This window comes from Halorussus litoreus (genome assembly GCF_003382685.1).
GTDB classification, from domain to species: Archaea; Halobacteriota; Halobacteria; order Halobacteriales; family Haladaptataceae; genus Halorussus; species Halorussus litoreus.
Window position 1 is genome coordinate 1 of record NZ_QLVG01000070.1, and the last position, 23,095, is coordinate 23,095.

The 23,095-nt window shown below is 66.4% G+C and carries 24 protein-coding genes; 10 read left to right on the forward strand and 14 right to left on the reverse strand.

The window, feature by feature from the left end; translation table 11 throughout:
* Positions 1-94 precede the first annotated feature (94 nt).
* From DPQ64_RS17205 to DPQ64_RS17215, 3 genes are all read left to right on the forward strand, one after another.
* A complete protein-coding gene (locus DPQ64_RS17205) occupies positions 95-547 on the forward strand; it encodes a 6-pyruvoyl trahydropterin synthase family protein (RefSeq protein WP_115865539.1) in 453 nt (150 codons plus the stop codon).
* A 2-nt stretch (positions 548-549) separates the two neighbouring features.
* Positions 550-1,407, forward strand: coding sequence for a 7-carboxy-7-deazaguanine synthase QueE (locus DPQ64_RS17210; protein WP_115865540.1), 858 nt, complete (start codon positions 550-552; stop codon positions 1,405-1,407).
* A gap of 321 nt (positions 1,408-1,728) precedes the next feature.
* Positions 1,729-1,971, forward strand: a complete 243-nt coding sequence (locus tag DPQ64_RS17215; RefSeq protein WP_115865541.1) for a hypothetical protein — start codon at positions 1,729-1,731, stop codon at positions 1,969-1,971.
* 74 nt (positions 1,972-2,045) lie between these two features.
* Here the strand turns inward: DPQ64_RS17215 and DPQ64_RS17220 are convergent, their stop codons facing one another.
* A complete protein-coding gene (locus DPQ64_RS17220) occupies positions 2,046-2,921 on the reverse strand; it encodes a DUF7847 domain-containing protein (protein ID WP_157971769.1) in 876 nt (291 codons plus the stop codon).
* 105 nt (positions 2,922-3,026) lie between these two features.
* Here DPQ64_RS17220 and queC point away from each other — a divergent pair, with 105 nt between their 5' ends.
* Positions 3,027-3,752 carry a 7-cyano-7-deazaguanine synthase QueC gene (gene queC, locus DPQ64_RS17225; RefSeq protein WP_115865543.1) on the forward strand — a complete coding sequence of 242 codons (726 nt, stop codon included), beginning with the start codon at positions 3,027-3,029 and terminating at the stop codon, positions 3,750-3,752.
* A gap of 162 nt (positions 3,753-3,914) precedes the next feature.
* Here queC and DPQ64_RS17230 read toward each other — a convergent pair whose 3' ends face one another.
* Both DPQ64_RS17230 and DPQ64_RS17240 read right to left on the reverse strand, forming a co-directional pair.
* A complete protein-coding gene (locus DPQ64_RS17230) occupies positions 3,915-6,734 on the reverse strand; it encodes a PKD domain-containing protein (protein WP_115865544.1) in 2,820 nt (939 codons plus the stop codon).
* 474 nt (positions 6,735-7,208) lie between these two features.
* Positions 7,209-8,144 (reverse strand): DMT family transporter, encoded by a 936-nt coding sequence (locus DPQ64_RS17240; RefSeq protein ID WP_115865560.1) that lies wholly within the window; start codon positions 8,142-8,144, stop codon positions 7,209-7,211.
* Between the two features lie 164 nt (positions 8,145-8,308).
* Between DPQ64_RS17240 and DPQ64_RS18990 the strand changes: the two genes are divergently transcribed.
* Together DPQ64_RS18990 and DPQ64_RS18995 are read left to right on the forward strand one after the other, a co-directional pair.
* Positions 8,309-8,536: a trypsin-like serine peptidase gene (locus tag DPQ64_RS18990; protein WP_157971770.1), complete on the forward strand. Its 228-nt coding sequence runs from the start codon at positions 8,309-8,311 to the stop codon at positions 8,534-8,536.
* Positions 8,537-8,773: 237 nt separating this feature from the next.
* Positions 8,774-9,046 carry a hypothetical protein gene (locus DPQ64_RS18995; protein WP_157971771.1) on the forward strand — a complete coding sequence of 91 codons (273 nt, stop codon included), beginning with the start codon at positions 8,774-8,776 and terminating at the stop codon, positions 9,044-9,046.
* A gap of 13 nt (positions 9,047-9,059) precedes the next feature.
* Here the strand turns inward: DPQ64_RS18995 and corA are convergent, their stop codons facing one another.
* The 7 genes from corA to DPQ64_RS17275 form a co-directional block, all read right to left on the reverse strand.
* Positions 9,060-10,040 (reverse strand): magnesium/cobalt transporter CorA, encoded by a 981-nt coding sequence (gene corA / locus DPQ64_RS17245; RefSeq protein ID WP_115865546.1) that lies wholly within the window; start codon positions 10,038-10,040, stop codon positions 9,060-9,062.
* Positions 10,037-10,240, reverse strand: a complete 204-nt coding sequence (locus tag DPQ64_RS17250; RefSeq protein ID WP_115865547.1) for a hypothetical protein — start codon at positions 10,238-10,240, stop codon at positions 10,037-10,039. The genes corA and DPQ64_RS17250 overlap by 4 nt, the downstream gene beginning before the upstream one ends.
* Before the next feature lie 93 nt (positions 10,241-10,333).
* A complete protein-coding gene (cysS, locus tag DPQ64_RS17255; protein ID WP_115865548.1) occupies positions 10,334-11,782 on the reverse strand; it encodes a cysteine--tRNA ligase in 1,449 nt (482 codons plus the stop codon).
* Positions 11,783-12,017: 235 nt separating this feature from the next.
* Positions 12,018-12,545, reverse strand: a complete 528-nt coding sequence (locus DPQ64_RS17260) for a DUF7523 family protein (RefSeq protein WP_115865549.1) — start codon at positions 12,543-12,545, stop codon at positions 12,018-12,020.
* Positions 12,546-12,614: 69 nt separating this feature from the next.
* Positions 12,615-13,193 carry a DUF7524 family protein gene (locus DPQ64_RS17265; RefSeq protein ID WP_157971772.1) on the reverse strand — a complete coding sequence of 193 codons (579 nt, stop codon included), beginning with the start codon at positions 13,191-13,193 and terminating at the stop codon, positions 12,615-12,617.
* Between the two features lie 33 nt (positions 13,194-13,226).
* Positions 13,227-13,418: a methytransferase partner Trm112 gene (locus DPQ64_RS17270; RefSeq protein WP_115865551.1), complete on the reverse strand. Its 192-nt coding sequence runs from the start codon at positions 13,416-13,418 to the stop codon at positions 13,227-13,229.
* 190 nt (positions 13,419-13,608) lie between these two features.
* Complete coding sequence (locus DPQ64_RS17275; protein ID WP_115865552.1) at positions 13,609-15,024, reverse strand: adenylosuccinate synthase; 1,416 nt, start codon at positions 15,022-15,024, stop codon at positions 13,609-13,611.
* Positions 15,025-15,274: 250 nt separating this feature from the next.
* Here DPQ64_RS17275 and DPQ64_RS17280 point away from each other — a divergent pair, with 250 nt between their 5' ends.
* The gene (locus DPQ64_RS17280) at positions 15,275-15,580 is read left to right on the forward strand and encodes a hypothetical protein (RefSeq protein ID WP_115865553.1); all 306 of its coding nucleotides are present in this window, start codon (positions 15,275-15,277) and stop codon (positions 15,578-15,580) included.
* Here DPQ64_RS17280 and DPQ64_RS17285 read toward each other — a convergent pair.
* From DPQ64_RS17285 to DPQ64_RS17300, 4 genes are all read right to left on the reverse strand, one after another.
* A complete protein-coding gene (locus tag DPQ64_RS17285) occupies positions 15,577-18,105 on the reverse strand; it encodes a DUF7527 domain-containing protein (RefSeq protein WP_115865554.1) in 2,529 nt (842 codons plus the stop codon). The genes DPQ64_RS17280 and DPQ64_RS17285 overlap by 4 nt on opposite strands.
* A gap of 542 nt (positions 18,106-18,647) precedes the next feature.
* Positions 18,648-18,926, reverse strand: coding sequence for a UPF0058 family protein (locus DPQ64_RS17290; protein WP_115865555.1), 279 nt, complete (start codon positions 18,924-18,926; stop codon positions 18,648-18,650).
* 94 nt (positions 18,927-19,020) lie between these two features.
* Complete coding sequence (locus DPQ64_RS17295; RefSeq protein WP_115865556.1) at positions 19,021-19,239, reverse strand: ribbon-helix-helix domain-containing protein; 219 nt, start codon at positions 19,237-19,239, stop codon at positions 19,021-19,023.
* A gap of 203 nt (positions 19,240-19,442) precedes the next feature.
* Positions 19,443-19,730: a hypothetical protein gene (locus tag DPQ64_RS17300; RefSeq protein ID WP_232820620.1), complete on the reverse strand. Its 288-nt coding sequence runs from the start codon at positions 19,728-19,730 to the stop codon at positions 19,443-19,445.
* 241 nt (positions 19,731-19,971) lie between these two features.
* On the opposite strand from DPQ64_RS17300, the gene DPQ64_RS17305 reads away from it, so the two are divergent.
* From DPQ64_RS17305 to menD, 3 genes are all read left to right on the forward strand, one after another.
* The gene (locus DPQ64_RS17305; RefSeq protein ID WP_115865557.1) at positions 19,972-20,568 is read left to right on the forward strand and encodes a sulfite oxidase-like oxidoreductase; all 597 of its coding nucleotides are present in this window, start codon (positions 19,972-19,974) and stop codon (positions 20,566-20,568) included.
* A gap of 398 nt (positions 20,569-20,966) precedes the next feature.
* Complete coding sequence (locus DPQ64_RS17310) at positions 20,967-22,310, forward strand: isochorismate synthase (RefSeq protein WP_115865558.1); 1,344 nt, start codon at positions 20,967-20,969, stop codon at positions 22,308-22,310.
* On the forward strand, positions 22,307-23,095 hold a 789-nt coding region (gene menD, locus DPQ64_RS17315; RefSeq protein ID WP_115865559.1), incomplete at its 3' end, for a 2-succinyl-5-enolpyruvyl-6-hydroxy-3-cyclohexene-1-carboxylic-acid synthase. The genes DPQ64_RS17310 and menD, both read left to right, overlap by 4 nt.

The following is a 23,095-nucleotide window of genomic DNA, read 5'->3' on the forward strand; positions in this document are numbered from 1 at the left end:
CGGCGCGGAACCGCGCCGCGCCCGGCCGCGCGCTGGCTGGCGGGTGGTCGAACCGTTTGCGTGAGTTTAAGTGCTCCACGAGTAATCTTGGAGTATGTCTCGAAGAGTATCTGAGTCTGCGTCTCCCGACGCCGACCATCGCACCCTCTACGTCGGTCGAAATCGACCCATTCGCATCTCCGCGGGGCATCGAATCCAGCACCACGACGGGAAGTGCAGCCGGCCGCACGGCCACAACTACGAGATCGCGGTGAAGGTCGTCGGCGAACTCCGCGAGGAGGGCTGGATCGTCGACAAAGGAGATATTACCGCAGTCCTCTCCGAATGGGACCACCGGTTCCTGCTGGAGGACGGCGACCCGCTCGTCGAGGCGTTCGAGGAGAGCGGCGACGGCGACGCGGTCGTGGTGCTCGACGCCCCGCCGACCGCCGAGGTGATGAGCGCGGTGCTGGAGCGCCGCCTCGCCAGCGAGTTGCCAGACACGGTCTCCGAGATTGCGGTGCAGGTGAGCGAGACGGCCGAACTCTCGGGCGGGACCCCGTTCTGACCATGCCGGTGTCCAGCGACCCCGACCGGTCGACCGAGCGCGAGCGGGCCGAGAATCGGAACAGCGACGCCAACGAAACGGACGCCCTCCCGATAAACGAACTGTTCGCGTCGTTGCAGGGAGAGGGTCGCCTCGCGGGGGTGCCGAGCGTCTTCGTCCGGACCTCGGGCTGTAACCTCCGGTGCTGGTTCTGCGACTCGTACCACACCTCGTGGGAGCCCACCCACGCCACGATGCGCGTCGAGGAGATTCTACGGGCCATCGAGTCTTACGACGCCGAGCACGTGGTCGTCACGGGCGGCGAGCCGCTGCTCCACGACGCCGTGGAGGCCCTGTTGACGGGCCTCGACGAGCAGGGCTATCACACCACGGTCGAGACCAACGGGACTATCTACCGGGACGCACCCATCGATCTCGCCAGCGTGAGCCCGAAGCTGGCGTCGAGCACGCCCACGCCCGAAACTGACCCTACTCCCGAGACCGATCCCAGGCCATCGGATGCACAGGCGAACGCACCGGCCAAGGCACTGACCGACGTGAGCGAGTGGACCGACCGCCACGATGACCGCCGGATCGACCTCGAGGCGCTGGCGGCGCTGGTCGAGGACTACGACTTCCAGCTCAAGTTCGTGGTCGGCGAGCGCGATGACGCCGCGGAGATCACGGACCTGCTCGCCCGGATTCGGGACGCGGCTGCGGTCGACGTACGAGACACCGACGTCCTGCTGATGCCCGAGGGCGCGATCCGCGAGCGCCTCGCGGAGACGCGTCCGGTCGCGGCCGAACTCGCCCAGAAGTACGGCTTTCGGTACACGCCGCGGCTCCACGTCACGCTCTGGAACGACGCGCCAGAGACGTAGTTCGGTCAGCATCCTCGTGCGAGGCAATGTCCAGATAAACCGGTAGACTTGCCGAGGAGTCTTCGAAAGCCCTCGGGCGCTCGCGGTCGCTCAGCGGGATATTCGGCGCGCGCAGTTCTACGCGCGCCGAATAGGGCCGCGCTGAGACGACCAAGCGTTGCACGAGCGCCCTCGCCCTTTCAGTCCGCCAGGCATGTCGGTTGCTCCACCAAGCGAAGCCAAGCACTGATCGCGCGTATCTAAACACCGCCGCCGCGCGGACCCGATACATTTAATTAGCGTCGTACCACTCCCGGTTAGTAACTGGGGAGAACATACCACATGCCAGCCAAGACCGGCGGTTCGCACTCGTTCGCCGCGTTCGCAAGTATGATCGTCGCGACCGTCATCTCGAAGTACGTCTGGCAGGTCGCACCGCCGTTCGCCCGCGTGTCCGAGATGGCGGGGGAACTGTTGCTTGACGTGACGGGTGTCGTCTACCCGCCCCAGTTCGTCGGCAGCCTCATCATCGCGTCGGGGCTGGCGTTCGTCTGGGGCGTGCTGTACCACGTCACGCGACACTGACGTCGCGGGGCACTACCGATTTCGTCAGTAGCCAGAAGAGCATTTCCATCCGAGAGAAGCGCAGAGCCGCAGTTCTACGTCGCGTCGACCGCCGGGTCGTCCTCGCCGAGTTGCGTCCGTTCGAGCACGTCCTCGTAGAACGCGACCTGATAGACCGAGGCGAACGCCGAGACGACCGTCGTGAGGACGACCGCGACGATTGCGGCCGCTGCGACCGCGCCAAGACTCAGTTCCGGAAGGGGGAGCTCGGTCCCGGAGAACTGCTCGGACTGGAACGACAGCGAGGCGACGAGCGAGGCGACGCCCGCGACGACGCCGACCGTTCCACCGACGACTATCGTGACTGCGGAGTAGCCGAGCGTCGAGAGGAGATTCCGTCGCACGAGTCCGGAGCTCCGCTTGAACGAGTCTACAGGGCCGAGGTCCGACACGACGACGGCGGCACCGTAGAACTGGAGGAAGAACATGGGGAGGAACGTCACCACCGCGGCGACGAAGGCGAAGACGCCGAGTACGACGAGGCTCCCGCTGGACGCCGTCACGGAGCCTGCGGCACCGGTGGCGCTCATCCCGACGGTGAACACCGCGAGCACGGCGAATCCGACCACGGCCGCGAACCCGATCACGGCCAGCAGGATACCGAACAGAACCATCGAGGCGAGCAGCCGGAGGTAGTTGGCTCGCCCGCCGTCGAGGAACGTCCCGAGCCTCGTCCGGCCGCCGAGCCCCTCGTCGGCCATCGCGAGCAGTCCGCCCATCAGGAACGGCGTGAGGAGCATCGACGCCCACGACAGCGGGACCGACGCCAGCCCGGCAGTCGACGGTGGCAACGCGTACATCGCTCCGGAGATGGCGAAGTTCACGAGGACCACGAGGAACGTCGCGGCGAACAGCACGGTGTTGCGCTTCAGCGTCTGCACGGCAGTCGAGAGGGCCGAAATAGCACCCATGGCGACCTGTTCTGACACGCGTATGTTAGTTCTATCGATAGGTGTGTTCGGGGACCGTCTCTCGGAACCGGTTATCTCTTGAGAGTCCCAGGAGAATACTCGAATATGCCCGAATCCACTCCCGAATCCGAAGCCGACGCCAACTCGAAGCGCGCGGTCGTCCTCGCGTCCGGCGGGATGGACAGCGCGACCGCAGCTTACGAGGCTGCCGCAGACGGCTACGACCTCTACCTGCTCCACACCTCCTACGGACAGGCGACCGAGGACCGCGAGTACGAGTGCGCCCGCCAGTTAGCCGACGAGGTCGACGCAGCCGACTTCCTCCGCGTCGAGACGAGCCATCTCGAACGAATCGGCGGGTCGAGCCTGACCGACGACGAGGTCGCGGTCGAGGACGCCGACCTCGACTCGGACGGGGTCCCGTCGTCGTACGTCCCGTTCCGGAACGCCAACCTGCTCGCGATGGCGACCGCCTACGCCGAGGCCAACGACTGCGGAGCGGTGTTCATCGGCGCGCACAGCGAGGACTTCTCGGGCTATCCCGACTGCCGGCCGGCGTTCTTCGACGCGTTCCAGCGGGTCGTCGACACCGGAACCAAGGACGACACCGACATCGAGATCCGCGCGCCGTTCGCCGAGTGGTCGAAGACCGACGTGGCCGAGCGCGGGGTCGAGCTCGGCGTTCCCTACGACCTGACGTGGAGCTGCTACCGCGAGGAGTCGCCGGCCTGCGGCACCTGCGACGCCTGCGCGTATCGGCTGCAGGCGTTCCAGCGCGTCGGCGTGCGCGACCCCATCGAGTACGAGGAGCGCCCCGAGTACGTCGAGTAGTTCCAGAGCGACGGACAGCCCGGAGAACGTCGAGTAGTCGCGGTTTCGACCGCGGCCGCGAGCCCGCTCGCGACCGCGGTCGAAACCGCGACAGGGCTGTAGCTACCGAGCCAGTGCCACGGACCCCTCAAAAATAGCGCGCCGAAAGAGGTTAGCAGCGATTCAGCGACGCCGGAGCGCGAGCAGCGTCGCGGCCAGCAGGGCCACCAGCGCGACCGCCACGCCGAAGCCGGGGGTGCCGGCACTACTATCGTCGGTGGTGGTAGGGTCGACCGTCGCTTCGGTGGTCGTCGTCGGCTCGCCAGCGTCGCTCGTCTCCGTCGTCGTGGTCGTGGTGGTCGTCTCCGCGCTCTCGACGACGATCTCCGCGCTCGCGTCGCCGACGGTCACCTCGAAGGTGCCCTCGTCGGCGAACGTCGGCGCGAACCGCAGCGTCTGCCACTCGCCAGCGGGCAGCGAGACGGTCCGCGTCTCGACCACGTCGCCGTCGACCGTCAGCTCGACCGTCCCCTCGCCCGCGGCCAGCCCATCGTTCTCGACCGTCACCGCGATGGTGGCCGAGTCGCCGGCCGCGATCTCGGCATTCTGCACGGTCAGGTCCGCGACGCCGATGGCGGGTCGCTCGACGCCGAGCGCGTAGGTGCCGTTCGTGGCGTTCGCCCGGAACTCGGTCGCGTTCCCGCTCGCGTTCGTCACGCTGGTCTCGACCGCCGACCAGGTGTCGTTCTCGTAGCGGAACAGCGACACGTTCTCGGGGGTCGCGCCAACTGCGTCGAGCCGGTCGTTCGCGACCGTCAGGTTCACCCCGTCGGCACCCTCGACGGTCAGGAACGTGATCGCCTCGAAGCCGTCGGCGTCGGGGCTCGGCGCGGGGAGGCCGCCCGGCGCGGTGCCGTGGACCTCGACCGCGAGCTTCGACCCGTTGTCCGCCGTCGCGACGACGCTGCCGAAGCGACCGTCGTCGTCGCTCAGGTTCGCCGCGACGCTCCGCGGCCCGTCGTTCATCGCCCGGTCGTCGGCCGACTCGTCGTCACCGGGGTCGACGCTCGGGACGCCGCCGGAGTGGCTGTCCCGGTCGTCGTCATCGTCGAGACCGCCCTCGTTCGAATCGTCGCCGTCCGAGTCGTCACCGTCGTCCGACTCGTCGCCGTCGCCGGTGTCGCCGTCGCCAGTGTCGCCATCGTCCGGCTCGTCGCCGTCACCGGTGTCGCCGTCGTCGGAGTCACCGTCGCCGGAGTCACCGTCGTCGGCTTCCACTACGTCGACCGTGGTGTTCAGCACGTTCTTGTTCCCGGCGTGGTCGATGAGCCGAAGCTCGACCTTCTTCTCGCCGGTCTCCTCGAAGGTGTGTTTCACAGTCTCACCTGTTGGGCCGACCTCTCCGTCGAAGACCCAGCCGACGTGCTGGATGGTCACCTCGGAGATATCGGTCGCTTCGACCTCGAACTGCTCGCCGACCGTCACTTCGGGCGGCACGTCGAGCGTCGCGCTCGGCTCGGTTTCGTCGTTCTTCTCGACTTCCAACTCCGCGGTCGCGGTGTCGGTGTCGCCGTCGTCGGTCACGACGGTCACCTCCGCGGTGTAGGTGCCGGGGTCGTCGTACAGCGAATACACGACGTGGTACGCCGTGTGCGCGTCGTTGGTCTTGCTCCCCTCCGTGCTCTCGTCGGGGGTCGTCCGGTCGACGTGGCCGTCGCCGTCGAAGTCCCAGTGGTACTCGACTATCTCGCCGTCGGCGGTGGAACCGCTGGCGTTGAAGCCGACCGTGTTACTGAAGTCGGCGACCGAATCGGTCAGCGAGAGGGCTGCGTTCGGGCTCCCGTCCGCTGGCGGGTCGTCGCCGCCATCACTATCGTCTCCGCCACTACTATCGCCGTCATCGCCTCCGCTGCCGTCGTCGCCACCGTCGCCGTCGTCCGACTCCGGCACTTCAACCGTCGTGGTCGCGGTATCCTCGCGGTTGGTTTCGTCGACGACGAGGACGGTCGCGGTGTAGTTGCCGGATTGTTCGTAGGTGTGTTCGAGCGAGGCGTCGTCGGTCCGCTCGTCGATCTCGCCGTCACCGTCGACGTCCCAGTGATACTCCTCGATGTCGTCGTCCGCGTCAGTGGAGCTACTGGCGTCGAGAGTCACGGTTCCGTCGTTGCCGGCGGACTTTGGCGAGGACGTCAGGTCAGCGCTCGGACTCGCGCCGTCCGAGCAGGTGCCCGAGACGAGCGTCACGCTCTCGCTCATGTCGAGGAACTGCTCGAACCGGTAGTCGCCTTCCCTGTCGACGACGCGCCAGTCGTCGGTCTTGTTCTGCTCGTCACCGGCGTAGGGCCACGAGTCCCACGCGGACGCGTCCTCGTTGAACCCGGGGTCGATGGTGATCTCCTCGCCGGTGACGTTGCTGAGAGCTCCGCCGTCGTTCCGGTCGCCGCTCCACTTCCAGTCGATCTCGTGGGTGTTGCCGGCGGTGTCCCAGTTGTCGTCCTGGTTGCCGTCATCGTAGGAGTCGTCCTGAACGACCCACGAGCTGTTGTTCACGCCCGAAAGCTGGAACGTGACGGTGCTCCCGTACGGCGCGCCGCCGTCGTCTTGGCTCATCTCGTCGTGGATGACGACGAGGCTGTACCCGTCGGACCCGTTGTACACCAGCAGTTTGCTCTCCTGGTTGTCCTGCAGGTGCGTCGTGCCGAACGACGCGTACTTGTCGCTCGACGGGTCCGTCTCCGGGTTCCGGTAGTCGTAGAACGCCTCGACGGACTGGCTACCGTCGCCGAGCGTCCCGATCTCGTAGCACTGGCCGTTCTGTTGGAGGTGGAACGCGTCGGGATCGTCACCGGGCGTGTTCGCGGGGTCGTCGCTGGGGGTGTTGCCGGGGTCGTCGTTGCCTGTCGTGGCCGCGGCGACTGGGCCGACGCCCGCGGCGGGCACCGCGCCCGCGATCACGGTGACGACGAGCAGGAAGCTCAACACCTTCGTCCGCGGGTCGGTCACGTCGGATCACCTCCCGAGTCGCGGCCATTCGCGGGGCGGGCTTCGGTCGGCGCTCGATACCAGTCGTCCGATGCGCGGTCGGTCGGCGCGTCCGGACCGCGTTCGGTTGGCGCGTCCAGACCACGGTTGGTCGGCGGGGAACGCCCGTTCTCGGGTGAGTCGAGGCGGTTCCCTCGGGGTGGTTCGTACATCGTGAGTGGGGGTGAACGGATGGGAATTCTACGATTTCTTGTGATTTCGTGCATCTTAACGACGGAAGCTGGACTCACGGCATGGTTAGCCGAACAGTTCACCGTTCCACCCCATTGTTATCGGTCGGCTGACTGATCTTCAGCTGTGACGTACCGATTGAGAAGCCGGAGGCTGAGGAGGAGTACGCCACTCCTGAGAGCGCGCTCTCGGTGACTTCGAGTTTCGAGAACGAGTTCAGTCCGGGGGTGATCGCCGCCTACGCTGTGCTGGTCGCCTCCAGAGCTACGCCGCTTCCGGGCGCCCGGTCGCGGTCACGTAGATGCCCGCGAGGACGACCGCGCCGCCGGCGACGGTGAAGGCGTCGGGTATCTCGGCGAGCAGGACGAGCGCGAGCAGGGTCGACCCCACGGGTTCGCCCAGCAGGGTGACGCTGACCACGCTCGACTCGACGTACTTCAGCGCCCAGTTGATCACCGTGTGGCCGAAGATGCCCGGGCCGACCGCCATGGCGAGGAAGAGTAGCCACTCGACCGGCGGGTAGGCCGTCAACGCGACGGCGGCCGCGACCGGCCCCTCAGTGTCGACCTCCACGAGCGCGACCGCGAACAGCACGACCGCGCAGACCGAGTAGACCACGGTCACGTACGGGACGAGCGCGACGCGCTGGCGGAGCGACCGGCCGGCGAGCACGTAGCCCGCGGCCATGACCGCACCGACGAGCGCGAGGGCGTTCCCGTACATCGGTCGCGCGCCAGCGAGCGCACCGCCGGACAGCAGCCCGCCGAGCGACATGAACGCCACGCCGCCGACCGCCACGAGTGCCCCGGCGATCATCCGACGGTTGACGGTCTCCTCGAGCCACAGCGCCGCGCCGACCGCGACGAAGATAGGCTGGGACTGGACGAGCGTCACGCTGGCGGCGACGGTGGTCCACTCCAAGCTCTCGAACCACGCCGCGAAGTGGGCCGCGAGCGCCACGCCGGTCACGACCGCGACGAGCGCGTCGCGCCGGGACAGCGCCCGGAGGTCCTCCCGGTAGTGCGTGACCGCAAACGGCGCGAGCAGGAGCGTGGTGAACACCACCCGGTAGAGCGCCTTTACGACGCTCGGCGCGTCGCTGAACCGGACGAGGATGGCGCTTGTGCTCACCGCGACGACCGACACCGCGAGCGCGGCCATCGGTGGGGTGCGCCGTTCGAGCGTCGCCAGCCACGTCATCGTCCCGGAGATGACGCGGAGGACGCTTATGCGGACCGGTATCGTGTGCTTGTGCTGGCTCGGGACTTTGTCCATCTCGGCAGAGCCTTCCACTATTTCTGGGGGTGTTTCCTTCGGCTGGGTGAAAACAACCTAAATAGCGACAGAGTGTGCAAACAAGGGCCGTGACTGAAATCGAAACGGGCGTCCTCACCGGGTATGCTAATGATCGGGACGAGAATCAGACTGCGTACTGGACAGACTTAGCATCAACCAACGGTGACAGCGGTGCCCCGGTTTACACCGTCATCGATCGCGACCGGTATCTTTTCGGGGTGCATGCGTGGTCTTACGATACCCCCGCCGGAGAGAACCGTGCTGGTGGCAACAGATGTGAAAAAATCAACGACTAGCTTAACTTGATGTTCTACTAAGGGACAGATATGAAATATCGAGTGCTACTTGCTATTATGGTGATTTTGGCAGGGTGTACTAGCGCGCCAAGTAATAGGGAGTCGGATACGTCAACCATCGTGACGAGTGAATCACCAACATCAGTAACTACATCCGTAGACAGTACGACATCGTCGACTTCGACGACTGAATCACAGTTACAGACGGCCACGCCGAAGGGGTCCGTCACAGCGCAGGTGGTAGAGACGCCGCCGAAGAACATGACCGTCGTCTCGTTCTCGAACGAGACATTCCAGACGGAGAAGTACCGTGTTGTCCGTAGCGTGGTGACGGAAGCAGTACAGGACGATTCGGGATTTGCCCAGCAGAATGTGGTTGGAGGTAATGTCGAAAGCACAGTTGATGTTATGTCGGCGTTCCCGTACTACGAATCGGGTGGACAGGCAGGAATCTACGTCGAAAAGAACGGAACTGTCGTAGTGGTACTCGCCTACCGCGAGGACAATTAAGTCCGCGTCGCCCTTAGACGTAGCCCGACTCCCGGAAGTACACCACGAGTATCAAGGTCACGGCCGCCATCCCGAGCATGACCGCGGGGTAACCGAACGTCCACCCCAACTCCGGCATGTTGTACGGACCCCCCGAAAAGTTCATGCCGTAGACGCCGACCACGAACGTCAGCGGGAGCACGATGGTCGCGACGACCGTGAGCTTCTTCATCACCTCGTTGGTCGACAGCGACAGCGAGTTGAGGTAGATGTCCCGGGCACCGCCGGCCAGATCGCGGTACGTCTCGGTCAGGTCGACGAGTTGGACGATGTGGTCGTACACGTCGCGGTAGTACTTCTCGGTGGACTCCTGTATCTGCTCGGGGTCCCCGCGAGCGAGGTAGCCGATGGCCTCCCGGGAGGGCCACAGCAGCTTGCGGAACGAGAGGAGTTCGCGCCGGACGTTGTTGATGGTCTCCAGCGTCTCCACGTCGGTCGCGGTGGTCACGTCCTCCTCGAACTGCTCGATCTGGTCCTCGATGCTGTCGAGTACGTGGAAGTAGGCGTCCACCATGCCGTCGATGGCGCGGTAGGCCGCGAAGTCCGGGCCGTGCCGGAGGATGCGGTCCTCCTCGCGGCGGACCAACTCCCAGATGCGATCGACCGGGTCGACCGACTCGGTCGAGAGGGTTACCAGCCAATCGTCGCCGACGAAGAAGCCGACCGACCGGACCGCGATCTCCTCGTCGAACGTAGTCTCGCCGCGCCGGAGGCTCGCGGTCTTGAGCAGGACGAACGTGTGGTCGTCGAACTCCTCGGTCTTCGGCCGGACGCCGTTGCGCACGTCCTCGACGGCGAGCGAGTGGACGCCGAAGGCCTCGGCGACCCGGCTCATCTCCGCGGCGTTCGCCGACGAGGCGCGCACCCACGTCGTGCCCTCGGCGTCGCGCGCGGTTCCGAGGTCGGTGTAGCTGGTCGTCCCGTCGGACGAGTAGACCACCGAGGAGACCGTCACGCCGAATCGCCTCCCGAGGCTGCCGACTGCTCGTTCGCGTCGGACGAATCGCTGCCCGCGCCGATGGCGAGCAGGGTCACGCCGATCATCAGTGCCGTCACCGAGAAGGCCCGGCCGGGGTACGGCGTGACCACGCCGATTGCGTACCCTGCGATTCCGGCGAGTGTGAACGCGCTCCCGGCGACCGACGCGGTGTTCATACCGCCGGGGACGAACGCGACCGAGAAAAGCGTTTCCAGCGATGGGACCTCCGAAGCGAAACCTCGCCAGTCGTTCGTTCGAGGGCTGTACCGCTACTCCACGCGGAACTCCGCGCCGGAGTCGGTGTCCTGGACCTCGACGCCGAGCGCTTCGAGTTCGTCGCGGAGGTCGTCGGCGCGCTCGTAGTTGCCCGCACCGCGCTCCTGCTCGCGCACGTCGAGCACGAGTTCGACCAGTTCGTCGAGCAGTTCCACGTCGCCCTCGCCGTCGCCCGCCAGCGCGAATCCGAGGACGCGCTCGCCGAGTTCCTCGAACGAATCGACCGCCTCGCGGAGCGCCCGGTAGTCGAACTCCTCGCGCTCGTCGAGGTGCCGGTTGACCGCGCTCACGAGTTCCAGCAGCGCCGTGATGGCCTCGCGGGTGTTGAAGTCGTCGTTCATCGCGTCGGCGAACTCCTCGCGCGTGCGCTCGACCGCTCCCCGGAGGTCGGCGTCCTCGACCTTCGTCCGGGCGTCGGTGCTGTCGAGTGCCTCGACCGCGCGGTCGTATCCGCGGTCGAGTCGTTCCCAGCGCTCGACCGCCTCGTCGAGGGTCGCCTCGCTGTACGTCTGGCGGTTGTTGTACGCGGTCGACAGCAGGAACATCCGGACGGCCTTCGGGCCGAACTCCGAGACGGCGTTCCGGACCGTGAAGTAGTTCTGGAGGCTGGAGGACATCTTCTCGCCCCCGGTCTCCAGCAGGCGGACGTGGAGCCAGTACTTCGCGAACTGCTGGTCGGTCGCGGCCTCGCTCTGGGCGATCTCGTTCTCGTGGTGGGGGAAGACGAGGTCCTGGCCGCCGACGTGCACGTCGAGCGTGTCGCCGAGGTGGGTCGTGCTCATGGCCGAGCACTCGATGTGCCAGCCGGGTCGGCCCTCGCCCCACGGCGAGTCCCACGTCTGCCCGCCCGCGGGGGCGTCGTCGGGATGCGCTTCCCCGGATTTCCAGAGCGCGAAGTCCGCGGGATGGCGCTTCTCGGACCGTTCGGACTCCTCGCCCTGCGCTTCCATCTCCTCTATCTTCTGATTCGAGAGCTTGCCGTACTCCTCGAACTCGGTCACGTCGAAGTACACCGAGCCGTTCGACTCGTAGGCGTACCCCTTCTCGGTCAGGGTCTCGACGAGGTCGATAATCTCGGGGACGTGCTCGCTCACGCGGGGGTACACCTCCGCGCGCAGGAGGTTGAGCGAGCGCATGTCCTCGATGGTCTCGGAGATGAAGTGGCGCGCGATTTCGCCCTCGGAGTCGCCCAGCTCGTCTTCGCCAACGCGGGCGACGATCTTCTCGTTCACGTCGGTGAAGTTCTCGACGTGTCGCACGTCGTAGCCGAGGTGCTCGAGCCAGCGGTGCATCGCGTCCACGTGTACCCACGACCGAGCGTGCCCGAGATGGGCGAAGTCCGAGACCGTCAGTCCGCAGTAGTAAAGCAGCACGGAGTCGGGGTCCTGCGGTTCGAACGGCTCCCGCTCACCGGTGAGGGTGTTCGTCACTTCGAGCGTCATTGGCGACTAGTAGCTCCAGCGGCCGCTTTAATGGTTCGATAGACACACTTCGCGCCGACAATGTGCAGCCCTCGCCTCGCCGATTGCCCGCTCGTCGCACCGGCGGTCGCCGGTGCGACGAGCGGGCAATCGGCAGTGCGGATTCGCCGCCACAACCACTGGCGCGAACTCACTGCCAAAACCACCGGCGCGAACTCACTGGCAAAATCACCAGTCCGGGCTCGCCGGCGACCGCTCACGAGCGGTCGCCGGCGAGCCCGCACGGCACCGCGTCGAGCGCGTCCTCGACGACTCGGAGCGCGTCCGGGCCGTCGCGTCGCTCGACCGCGACCACGAGCGTTCCGTCGGCCACGCCCGCGGTCCTGACCGCGATTCCCTCGACGTCGAGTCTGTCGAGGACGTGGGCCAGCGCGCAACCGTCGGCTTCGCCCCTCGCGACGACACCGGTCAACGCCCCCGCGTCGGGTTGGAGAACGGTTCCGCCGACCGCGAGCAGATTCTCGCGTTCCAGGTCCGCCTCGTCTCGCTTCACCTCGCCGAGACCGCTCCGCATCGAGACGCGGGCGTCCAGCGACTCGGTAGCGTCGTCAGGCAACGACTCGGCGAACCGTCGGAGCGCGGTGGCGACCGACTCGGTGTCGCCGTCGACTTCCTCGTCCAGCGAGCGCGCCGCCGCGGTGTAGTTCACGACTCCCGCGCGGAGCGCGCCGAGCAGTGCTGGCCGACGGCGGGCGGCCTCGCGGGCCGCTTCGGCGAGCGTCATGCGCGAGGCGAGGCGGGCGACCAGCAAAAGCGATGCGGAACGCTACTCGTCGCGCAACGATGTAGAACGCTACTCGCCGCTCACCAGCAGGTAGCCCGCGGCCACGAGGCTGCCGAGGACCGCCAGCACGCCGAGCAGGACGGCCACGCTGTCCGAAAGCGTCGCCGACGCGACTGCCACCGCGACCGCGAACAGACCGAGCGCGGCGACGGGTCCGTTTCCGGCGAGCGACGAGCGAAGTGGGGTGGCCCCGTCCGCTTCGTCGTCGCGCTCCCGCGGGACGGGATCGGCGAGCGAGGCGTCCACGTCCACGGCGTCCTCGCGCTCCGCGGGCTCGACCACGGAGACGGTGACGTAGTCGGTCTCCGCGCCGTGGCCGGTGACGATCTTCAGCTGGCCCTCCACGGGCCGGGGAGCGTCCGCGATCTTCACGTCTACCTGCTGGGTCGAGTCGGCGTCCACGAAGTGGTTGTTCGCCGGAATCGAGGCGACCTGCGACAGCGCGTCGTCGAGATGCAGGTGGACGTGGACCGGCGCGTCGCCGTTCTGTAGTAGTATCGGGAACGACTCGGCGACTTCGAACGACGCGACCGTCTGGACGTCGTGCAGTTGGTCGCGATTCAGGTGGACCGGGAGACTCGCTGACACGCTGTTCACATCTCCAACCGAGGGAAGAAAAAACTACGCCTCCGCGTCGCGCATGTCCGGCGGCAGGAGGTTCGGGATGCCGTCCTCGATGGGGTAGGTCTCGCCACACTCCGTGCAGGTCAGCGTCCCCTGGAGGACCTCCTCGTCGTCGGTCTCGGTCGTGTCGAGTTCGAGCTCCTGTTTGTCCAGCGGACAGCAGATGATGTCCATCAGCGACTCTTTCATGGTGGAGCGTGTGTGCGGATGGGGCAAAAGCGTGACGGGTTGGCGGGGCGCGTCGGAGCCGTCGCCGACCGCCTACTCGTCCAAGTCAAATGACTTGTTCATAGAGACGCCCAGAGTCAGTCGGCCTCTTCGTTCATGAACGCACGCACGAACCGGGAGCGCAATCGGCGAGGAGAGGAGGTGCCTGTCCCTACTCGAAGGGGTCTTCCAGCACCACGGACTCCTCGCGGCCCGGTCCGACGCCGACCGCGTAGATCGGGGTGTCGAGTTCGTCGCTGACGTAGTCGAGGTACGCACGGGCGTTCTCGGGGATGGCGTCGTAGCCCGTCTCGGCGACGTCGGACCAGTCCACGTCGTCCCAACCGTCGAACGTCCGGAAGTTGGGCTCGCAGTCGGCCCACCGCTCGGTCGTCGCGGGGATGGTGAACAGTTCCTCGCCGTCATCGGACTGCGTCCGATTGCTCGACGAGCTTTGCTCGTCGGTGTCGAGGTCGTAGCTGTGTCCGACCTTCACCTCGTCGAGGTCCGCGAGCACGTCGACGTGGTTGATCGCGAGCCCGGTGAACCCGTTCGCGCGCGCCGCGTGACGGAGCATCGGCAGGTCGAGCCAGCCGACGCGGCGGGGCCGTCCGGTGACTGTGCCGTACTCGCCGCCCTCCTCGCGGATGTAGCTGGCGAGTTCCTCGGACTCGTCGTCGCCCGAACCCTGCTCGTCGTAGCCGGGCGTGTCGCCCTCGACGCCGCCGAGTTCGGTGGGCATCGGGCCGCTCCCGACCCGAGAGAGGTACGCCTTCACGATGCCGACGATTTCCCCGCCGCCCACGACGCCGGGGCCGAGTCCGGTTCCCGTGGCGGCACCGCCCGCGGTCGGGTTCGAGGACGTGACGTACGGATAGTTGCCGTGGTCGATGTCGAGGATGGTGCCCTGCGCGCCCTCGAACATCACTTCGTCGCCCGATTCGAGCCGGTCGGCGAGGAACGGTCCGGCGTCGACCGTCATCTCCTCCTCGCGGAGGCGTTCGCCGTAGCGGCGGTACTCCTCGTACAGCGACGCGACGTCGAACTCCTCGCCCGTCTCGACGCCGTACACGTCCTCGGCGAGCGCGCGCTTCTGCGGGACGACGTACTCCAGCTGCTCCCGAAGCGTGTCCGGGTCGAGTAGGTCGCCGACGCGGATCCCCCGACGCCCCATCTTGTCTTCGTAGGTCGGGCCGATGCCGCGACCCGTGGTGCCGACCTCCTGTTCGGTCTCGCTCTTGACCTCCTCCTCGATGCCGTCGAGCACGCGGTGGTACGGGAAGATGACGTGTGCGCGGCGCGCGACGCGCACGTCCGGGTCGAGCCCGCGCTCGCGCAGGCCGTCGATCTCCTCGAACAGCGTCGCCGGGTTGACGACGCAGCCGTTGCCGAGAACGCCGATCTTTCCGCGGACCGCGCCGCTCGGGACCAGCGATAGCTTGTACTCGGTGCCGCCTTCGACCACGGTGTGGCCCGCGTTGTCGCCGCCCTGATACCGGGCGACCACGTCGGCGGCCTCACCCCAGAGGTCCACGATACCGCCCTTCCCCTCGTCGCCGAGTTGCGAGCCGACGATGGTTACGGTCATTACGCGGAGTGGTTCTCCCGCTCGTCGTAAACCGATTACGGTCTTTCGCCCGATGTGATGCACGTCCGTGCTCAAATAGTGCATTTCTGCCGGTGAAACAACCAGAGACGAGGATACCGAGAACGGGCCTGCCGGAGAGCGCCCGGACAAAACTGTTAACTATCCCCATTTCCTACGTCCGAGTAACCCCCACGATTCCGTCCTGTGGACAGCAACTTTTAAAAGTCTCTAAGACAAGTTAACACGTGCCATGATAGATCGACTGGAGAAGGAAGTCGACATGTTGGAACGCCACCTGCAGGTCCTCAAGATGGTCATCGAGAGCGAACCTATCGGAATCGTGAAGATGTCGAACGAGACGGGCTACCCCCACCACAAGGTACGTTACTCCCTGCGCGTCCTCGAGGAGGAGAACCTCATCGAGCCGTCGAGCCAGGGTGCCATCACGACCGAGCGGACCGAAGAGTTCGTCGCCGAACTCGACGGCAAGGTCGACGATATCAACGAGAAACTGCAGGGAATGAAGATCAGCGAGACGCAGGAAGCCGAAAGCTAGAGCTCCGGAACGTTGAGGTGGAAGTCGCCGCTACGCGCTTCTACGAGACAGAGGTGATATCCGCGTTTGCGGGAGAGTTTGACGAAACTCGCCCTCTTCTCCCGGCTCAAAAAGCCGCCGCTCGTCGCCGCTTCCGTGGTTTCGAGCGCCTCCGGCTCGAAGAAGCTCTCGGTCACCTGGAACGCGCCGGCTAGCTCGTCGTGTCGCTGAGCTACGGCCGAGGCCGCGTCGACCAGCGACCCCATCATCTCGCCGGTCGTGGGGTCTCGCGAGTCGTTGAGGTCCGCGACCACGAGCGGGTCGCCCATCCGGTCACGCACGATGACGTCGAACGACTCCTGTCGGGTGTCCTCGTCGTTGCCGCCCGCGCTCACCGAACCGTGGAGGTCCACGCGGTCGATCTTCGGAAGCGCCTCGTAGAGGTCCCGCAGGTCGTCGCGGTGGCCGGTGTCCCGGATCTCGTACAGCAGGTCCTCGACCAGCCACGAGACGAACTCGTACTCGAACGAACCGGTGAGGAACGCGTCGAACGGCTCGCCGTCAACGCTCGTTTCGTCGGCCTCGAACTGGGTGTGGTGTTCGAGCCGGAGGTTCCCGTTCACGTCGCCGCGGTCGACCTTCCCCTCGGCGGCCTCGTCCAACGTGGCCTCACCCTTCGACCGGTACCGGACGAACAGGTTCGTCCCGTCGAACGCCTCGGCCTCGCCGAGGCGTCGCTCCGCGTCCGTCGCGTCGCCGGGGGTCGCGCCTTCGAGTTTGGCTTCGAGCCGCTCGACCTCCTGACGGAGCGCGTCGCGCTCGCGCTTGAACTCGTTGCGCTCGGACTCGACGGTCGAGAGCCGGTCTTTCAACTGCTCGACCTGCTGCGTGCGCTGCTGTACCTGTTTCTGCAGCTTTCGAGCGCGAGCCGCGGCGTCGTCGGATCCGCCGGACTCGTTGCCCGCACTGCCCGCCCCGCTTGCGCCGCCCGTGCTGCCAGCGTCTGCGCCCGTAGCGCTCTTTCCAGTGTCAGCGCCGGACCGTGATCCGGTTTTGGACGGGCCTGTGCTTTCGGATTGAGGCGCGCTCGCCGCTTCGTTCGCACGCTCGGAACCTGCGCTGGCCCCGTGGGTGCCCGTCGCTCGATTTCCGGTCCGAGACTGCTCGCGAGCCGTCGAGTTTACCGAGCCGCCTCTGTCGCTCTGTGTCGTCGCCGCGGCTGCCCCGCCACTCTCGGACTCGTCGGCCGCTCGGTCGGGGCCGTCGCTCAGGTCGGGGTCGAGCGACGGAATCGTGGTCGTCTCGCGCCACTCGGCCTCGTCGCTGGCCGCTCCCGTCGCGTCGTCGCTCGCGTCCGAGTCCGGAGTTGCCCCCGACGGGGACTCGGTCGTCGACGGTGTGGAGACGCCGGCCTCGTCCCGGCGCCCACCGACCTGCTGGGAATCGGTACTTTGAGTTCGGGAGCCGGTACTTTTCGGCCGAGTTTCCGTGCTTCTGGGCTGCGAGCCGGTACTTTTTGATTGTGAGTTCGCACCCTGCGCCGAGGTATCGGAGGATTGGGACCGGGAGCCAGAAGTTCGCGGTTGGGCGTCGGACCCTGTGGCAGCGTCGTCCGCTGCGGTCGTTGGCCCGGCGTCGCCGGTGGGCGAACTGGAAGTTGAACTCGGACTCGTGCTCGACTCGGATTCGGCGTCGACTCCTTCTTCCGACGACCCACTCGCGGCCGTCGACTCCGATGCACCGCTGGTCGCTGTCTCGGAGGCCCCACTGCTTCCCGCTGCCAATCGGCTTCCACTGGTGGGCTCCGAGGGCTCGTCAGTCTGGGCCGTGCTGTCGGTGCTCGAATTCGACTGGCCTGCGTCGTCGGTGTCGGCGGTGGCGTCGTCCGTCCCCGACTCGGCGGGCGCGTCACTTTCGACCGTGGCCGCGCCGCCACCGGCGGCGTCGGGCGTCGCGTCCGTGGAGGTGGGGTCCGAGGGAGCGGCAGCCGTATGCTCGTCGTCCTCCGGTTCGGGGACGTCGGTGACCTGCAGATCGACGTCGGTGACCTCGTAGATGCCGACCTCGTCGGCGGCGCGCTCGAACGCGTCGTCGCCGCTCACCAACTGTTCGCTCGCGCCGACGAACGCCACGCTCAGCGACCGGCCGCCGTAGTAGGCCACGTAGTAGTCGCCGCTCAGGACGTTCTCGCTGAGTTCGATGAAGCCGGTGAACTTTCCGTCGGTGAGGGTCGAGTCGACCTCGGTGAGCGGCGTGTCGTTGGTGTAGTACTTCGCCTGCGTCTCGCCGCCCTGTTCCTGCATGCTGAACAGTAACGGGAGGGAGGGATGCGGTGCGGCATGGGCGGTCACGTCGGCGTCCTCGAAGTCGTCGAGCGTCCCCTCGAAGACGCCGATGATCCGTCCGTTGAGCATGAACAGCCATGCGCCCCCGGCGCGGACTGCCCCCGAGAACTCCCCGTCCGAGAGTTCGCGCAGGCCAGCGTACCCGTCGGCGACCGAACGGGTGCTCCATTTTTCGACCTGTTCGACCGTGCGCGTTTCCATATTACGTGGAAGCCAAAGCCGTGTCAAATATCTTGCGGCCTACGACCTTTTGCTGCGCTCGGTCGGCGGACGCCTTCGGCGACCGCCTCCCTCGCTGGCAAAAGCTCGACCAAAACCACGGCGTCACCTCGTCGGTCGTTCCTGCGAGGCGGCAAAGCCGCCTCGCATCTACTCCCTCGAAGGTTCTTTGGGCCGCTCGCTCCTCCCTGCGGTCGTCGCTCGCGGTGGATTTCGGTGTCCGACGTTTAAAACCAGCCGAGCTGTGCAGGGAGAAGGTCGATACCGACGAGATGGAGGGTCTAAATTTGATGTTTCGCGCGTGCCCGACGACCCCACGTCGAGTACCAGCAGTTGTACCGCGAGCGAGGAGCGAAGCGACGAGCGAGCGGCCCAAGGAACCCCTCGAAGCCTCGTCGAGCGGAGCGAGGCGAGGCTGAGGGGGTGACGCCGTGTTTTTGGTCGAGCGTTTACCAGCGAGGCCCGTCTGAGCCGCAGGCTCAGACGGGCCGAGTGCAGTAAAAGGTCGTGCTAAAAAGGTCGTTCTATATTTTGGATTCGGCGTCGTCGGCGAGCTCTTGCATCCGCTTGCCGATGCGGCCCGCCTCGCTGAACTCGTCGTCGCTCATCGCCGTGGCGAGCGCGTTGCCCAGGACGAACACCGCGTGCTTGTGCTCGCTCTTGGACTTGTGGACGTGCGAGGGGTCCACCTCGAGTTCGTCGTAGGGGTCGAACAGCCCGTCGCGCACGCTCTCGCGGTCCTGAAAGTACTCCATGATGAGGACCATCTCCTCGTGAAGTTCGAGAAGCTCGTCTTTGTGCATGGCCGTGGATAAGAAGGTGGGCGAGTTAAGGGTTTCTGAGAAGGCTTCACACAGGAATCCCGGGAAATATTCGACGGGGTACGGAGAGAAGTGCTTAGAAGACGTACTCGTCTTCGTGGCCCATCATTCCCTCGTCTTCGAGGCCCGGTTCGCGGTCGTCGTCGTCCATCGGACCGCTCGTCTTGTAGGCTTTCAGACCGGTCGAGAGGAGATCTTCAATCGCCTCCTCTCGGTTGACGAACTCGCCCTGTTCGACCATCTGGGCGATCTGCATTTCGAGATGCTCCGGAATAGTTATCTCTACCTTCGGCATTGGAACATTGGTGGCTTCGGGAGGGGTGTTGATAAGTCTGACGGGGAGCGTACGGTCGCGGGCGACCGTTTTACCGCTAACTGGAAATCCAGTTAATCCTCGCCAAAGAGTTCGTCTGCCTTCGAAAAAAGTCGTTCCCGATTACGATACGTCGCGGACTCCATCCCGGGCGAACGACCCCGTCGGAACGAACGGACGCTACTTCACCGGTTGCCGAGCATCTGCTCGATGGAGTTCATGATGCGGCTCGGACCGAACGACTCCAGCTTCTGCTGCATCCGCTTCTGGTTGAAATAGCTCGCGAACGCGAGGATGGTCGGGGGCCACAGGCCGATGAACAGCCCCTGCATTTTGTTCCCGCGCGCGAAGAACTGGTACCACGAGAGGGCGACCGACGCCGCCGACGCGATGATCGCGAGATCGGTCGTCGACTCCCCGGCGGCCTCCATGGTCGCCTGATCGCCCATCTTCTGCTGGCCTTTCGTTGACATTGCAACTCCGTATTAGCATAGACAGTCCTTTGTTATTCAGTCAGTGCCCGTGAGTATCGCCGGATGGTCCCGGCCGTCCTACCGGTCGCTGACGGAACTGGGTCGTTACTGTCCCGAAATGGTCGGTTTCGATTCGCGTGCTGTCGCCCGAATCCCTCGAAAGCTCCAGACACTCCACAAAATCCGAGGGACCGTCGCCGGAGTCGACACACCTACTTGCGTCCACGCCCGAGTAGTTTCCATGAGCGTCACGGACGTCACGGACCTCCACGAGGAGTTCGGCGGCGACCGGCTCCCGCCGGGCCAGCGCGAGACCAGCAAGTTCCCCGTGCTCTCGAAGAGCGGGACACCCGACTGGGACCCGGAGACGTGGGAGTTTACGGTCACCGGCGCGGTCGAGGAGGAACTCGCCTTCTCGTGGGACGAGTTCACCGACCTGCCGACCGAGACCCAGCGACAGGACTTCCACTGCGTCACCGGCTGGAGCAAGTTCGACTGCGAGTTCGCTGGCGTCACGTTCCCCCAGTTGGCGGAACTGGCCGGCGTCGAGGCCGACGCGGTCCACGTCATGTTCTCCGCGCTCGACGGTTACACCACGAACCTGCCCCTCGACGACTGCCTGCGCGAGGAGGTACTGTTCACCTACGAGTTCGGCGGCGAGTCGCTGCCGGCCGAGCACGGCGGCCCGCTCAGGGTGGTCACGCCCCACAAGTACGCTTACAAGGGCGCGAAGTGGGTCGACGGCGTGGAGTTCCTGACCGATCCCGAGCGGGGCTACTGGGAGAAGCGCGGCTACTCCAACACGGCGAACCCGTGGAACGAGGAACGGTACAGCTAATTGGTCGGTAGATTGGAGGACTGCTTTTCTGCGAAAATGGTGGATGTCTCGAAGCGGCTAGCTATTGCTTGAGTCAAGACGTGACCGCGACCGCTCCGCGACCGCACAGCACACCACCGCACCGCGACAGCGAGCCTCACGCCTCCCCAGCCGCTTTCGCTTCTCGCTTCGCTGCGATGCTCCGCCCTCGCGCGGATGGGCGCGGCGCACGAGAACGCCGCGCAGCGCGCGCCGGGCTGGAAGAGAAGCAGTTTTTCGCGTATCGGAAGGGGAGTCTGTCGCACGCCGTGTCGGAAATCGAGTAGCGTGCGGCCGATTGAGGATCGACTTCCGACCGCCGAACATCGTCACGGTCGAGACAGTTAGACTAAAGGCTCCGGCCTCCCGAGTTCGACTGAATGGAGTCTCCGCCCCGTGACGGTCAGGTGTCGGCCGAACCGACCGGCTCCACCCTCGTGAGCCGGGCCTGCGAACTACCGGACTGCGACCCCCGGGGTTTCCTCGCCGGGCGTGACGCCCCGCGGACGTACTGGACCAGCCCGTACGGCCCGGAGTTCGCGGGCGGCGGCACGGCGGCACGGGTCACAGCCGACGGCGACGACCGCTTCGCTGCGGTCCGCGAGGCGGCCGACGAACTGTTCGCGGGACTCGACTACTCGGGACCGGATGAGGCCCGACCCCGTCTCTTCGGCGGCTTTTCCTTCCACGCCGACCACGAGGCCGCGCCGCCGTGGCTCGGTTTCGGCGGGGCCGAGTTCGTCCTTCCGCGTACCCAGTTGACCCGAGCCAACGGCGAGACGTGGCTGACCGTCTCGGCTCGCGACGCGGCCCCGGACGCGGTCGAACAAGAACTTGCGGAAGTTCGGGACACGCTTGCGAACACTCCGGAATCCCAGCCGAGCGACCCGCCGGGCGTGGTGAAAACGACGCCGACGACCACGCGCGAGGAGTGGGCCGAGCAGGTCCGGGCCGCGGTCGAGCGCGTCGACGCGGGCGAACTCCGGAAGGTCACCCTCGCGCAGGCACTCGCGGTCGAATTAGCCGCCGACGTCTCGATACCCGACGTACTCCGAAATCTCGGCGAGTCGTACCCCGACTGCTTCCGCTTCCTGTTCGAGCCGACCACCGAAGCGGCCTTCTTCGGTGCGACGCCCGAACGACTCGCCACCTTGCGGGGCCGAACTGTCGAAGCGGACGCGCTCGCGGGGTCGGTCGGCCGCGGCGACACCCCCGAGGCGGACGCCGAACTCGAAGCCAGCATCGAGAACAGCGAGAAGATGGCCCACGAGCACAAACTCGTGGTCGAGACCGTCCGGGACCAGCTCGCGCCCATCTCGGGCGAGGTCCGGGTCGCGGAGCGTCGGATCCGGAAGCTGGCGACCATCCAGCATCTCTGGACGCCCATCGAGGCCGACCTCCGGGCCGACGACCACGTGCTCCGCATCGTGGAGGCGCTGCATCCCACGCCCGCGGTGGGCGGCCTCCCGCCCGAGACCGCGCTCCGGACCATCCGCGAGACCGAGTCGTTCGACCGCGGCTGGTACGCCGCGCCGGTCGGCTGGTTCGACGCCGACGGCGACGGTACCTTCGCGGTGGGGATCCGGTCGGCGGTGACCGGCGACCGCTCGGCCACGCTGTTCGCTGGCAACGGTATCGTGGCCGACAGCGACCCCGACGAGGAGTACGAGGAGGTCCAGCTCAAGTACCGACCGATCCTCGACGAACTCGAAGCCGACGAATGAGCGACCCCGACGACTCTCCCGCGTCCGCGCCGAACCGGAACACGCTCTGGGCGCGGACGCTGGCCGACGAACTCGCCGCGGGCGGGGTCGACGCGGTCTGCGTCGCGCCCGGCAGCCGCTCGACTCCCTTGACCGTCGCGTTCGCCCGACACGACGAGATTTCGGTCTACTCCCACCTCGACGAGCGCTCAGCGGCGTTCTTCGCGCTCGGACGAGCGAAGCGGACCGGCAAACCCACACCGCTGGTCTGCACCTCGGGCACGGCGGCCGCGAACTTCCACCCCGCGGTCATCGAGGCGAATCAGGCCCGCGTCCCGATGGTCGTCCTCACGGCCGACCGCCCGCCTGAGCTTCGAGATTCGGGCGCGAACCAGACTATCGACCAGGGGAAGCTGTACGGCGACGCGGTGCGGTGGTACCGCGAGTTGGCCGAGCCGGCGGCCGACGCCCGGAAGCTGCGCTCGCTCCGGACGACCGCGGGCCGGGCGCTCGCGCAAGCCACAGGAACCCCGCCGGGGCCGGTCCACCTCAACGTCCCGTTCCGCAAACCGCTCGAACCGGTCGAGGTTCCCGGCGACGTGCCCGACGACTTCGCAGACGAGAATCCGCTCGCGGCCGAAGGTCGAGTCGAGATGAGCAGCGATGCCGATACCGACGCCCGACCACGACCGTTCGTGGAAACCGCGCAGGGCCGCTTGGAGCTAAACGACGCCGACCTCGCGCGGGTCCGGAACGCCGTCGAGAGCACCGCCCGTGGCCTGATCGTCGTCGGTCCTGCGGGCGTG

Coding starts and splice junctions, on each gene's coding strand:
- DPQ64_RS17250 (WP_115865547.1), bottom strand. CDS start 10,240: ATGAACACCGCGTCGGTCGCCGGGAGCGCGTTCACACTCGCCGGAATC.
- DPQ64_RS17210 (WP_115865540.1), top strand. CDS start 550: ATGCCGGTGTCCAGCGACCCCGACCGGTCGACCGAGCGCGAGCGGGCC.
- DPQ64_RS17310 (WP_115865558.1), top strand. CDS start 20,967: ATGGAGTCTCCGCCCCGTGACGGTCAGGTGTCGGCCGAACCGACCGGC.
- DPQ64_RS17270 (WP_115865551.1), bottom strand. CDS start 13,418: ATGAAAGAGTCGCTGATGGACATCATCTGCTGTCCGCTGGACAAACAG.
- DPQ64_RS17295 (WP_115865556.1), bottom strand. CDS start 19,239: ATGCCGAAGGTAGAGATAACTATTCCGGAGCATCTCGAAATGCAGATC.
- DPQ64_RS17220 (WP_157971769.1), bottom strand. CDS start 2,921: ATGGGTGCTATTTCGGCCCTCTCGACTGCCGTGCAGACGCTGAAGCGC.
- DPQ64_RS17215 (WP_115865541.1), top strand. CDS start 1,729: ATGCCAGCCAAGACCGGCGGTTCGCACTCGTTCGCCGCGTTCGCAAGT.
- queC (WP_115865543.1), top strand. CDS start 3,027: ATGCCCGAATCCACTCCCGAATCCGAAGCCGACGCCAACTCGAAGCGC.
- DPQ64_RS17280 (WP_115865553.1), top strand. CDS start 15,275: ATGATAGATCGACTGGAGAAGGAAGTCGACATGTTGGAACGCCACCTG.
- DPQ64_RS17290 (WP_115865555.1), bottom strand. CDS start 18,926: ATGCACAAAGACGAGCTTCTCGAACTTCACGAGGAGATGGTCCTCATC.
- DPQ64_RS17285 (WP_115865554.1), bottom strand. CDS start 18,105: ATGGAAACGCGCACGGTCGAACAGGTCGAAAAATGGAGCACCCGTTCG.
- DPQ64_RS17205 (WP_115865539.1), top strand. CDS start 95: ATGTCTCGAAGAGTATCTGAGTCTGCGTCTCCCGACGCCGACCATCGC.
- DPQ64_RS17260 (WP_115865549.1), bottom strand. CDS start 12,545: ATGACGCTCGCCGAAGCGGCCCGCGAGGCCGCCCGCCGTCGGCCAGCA.
- DPQ64_RS17275 (WP_115865552.1), bottom strand. CDS start 15,024: ATGACCGTAACCATCGTCGGCTCGCAACTCGGCGACGAGGGGAAGGGC.
- DPQ64_RS17240 (WP_115865560.1), bottom strand. CDS start 8,144: ATGACGTGGCTGGCGACGCTCGAACGGCGCACCCCACCGATGGCCGCG.
- cysS (WP_115865548.1), bottom strand. CDS start 11,782: ATGACGCTCGAAGTGACGAACACCCTCACCGGTGAGCGGGAGCCGTTC.
- DPQ64_RS17300 (WP_232820620.1), bottom strand. CDS start 19,730: ATGTCAACGAAAGGCCAGCAGAAGATGGGCGATCAGGCGACCATGGAG.
- DPQ64_RS17305 (WP_115865557.1), top strand. CDS start 19,972: ATGAGCGTCACGGACGTCACGGACCTCCACGAGGAGTTCGGCGGCGAC.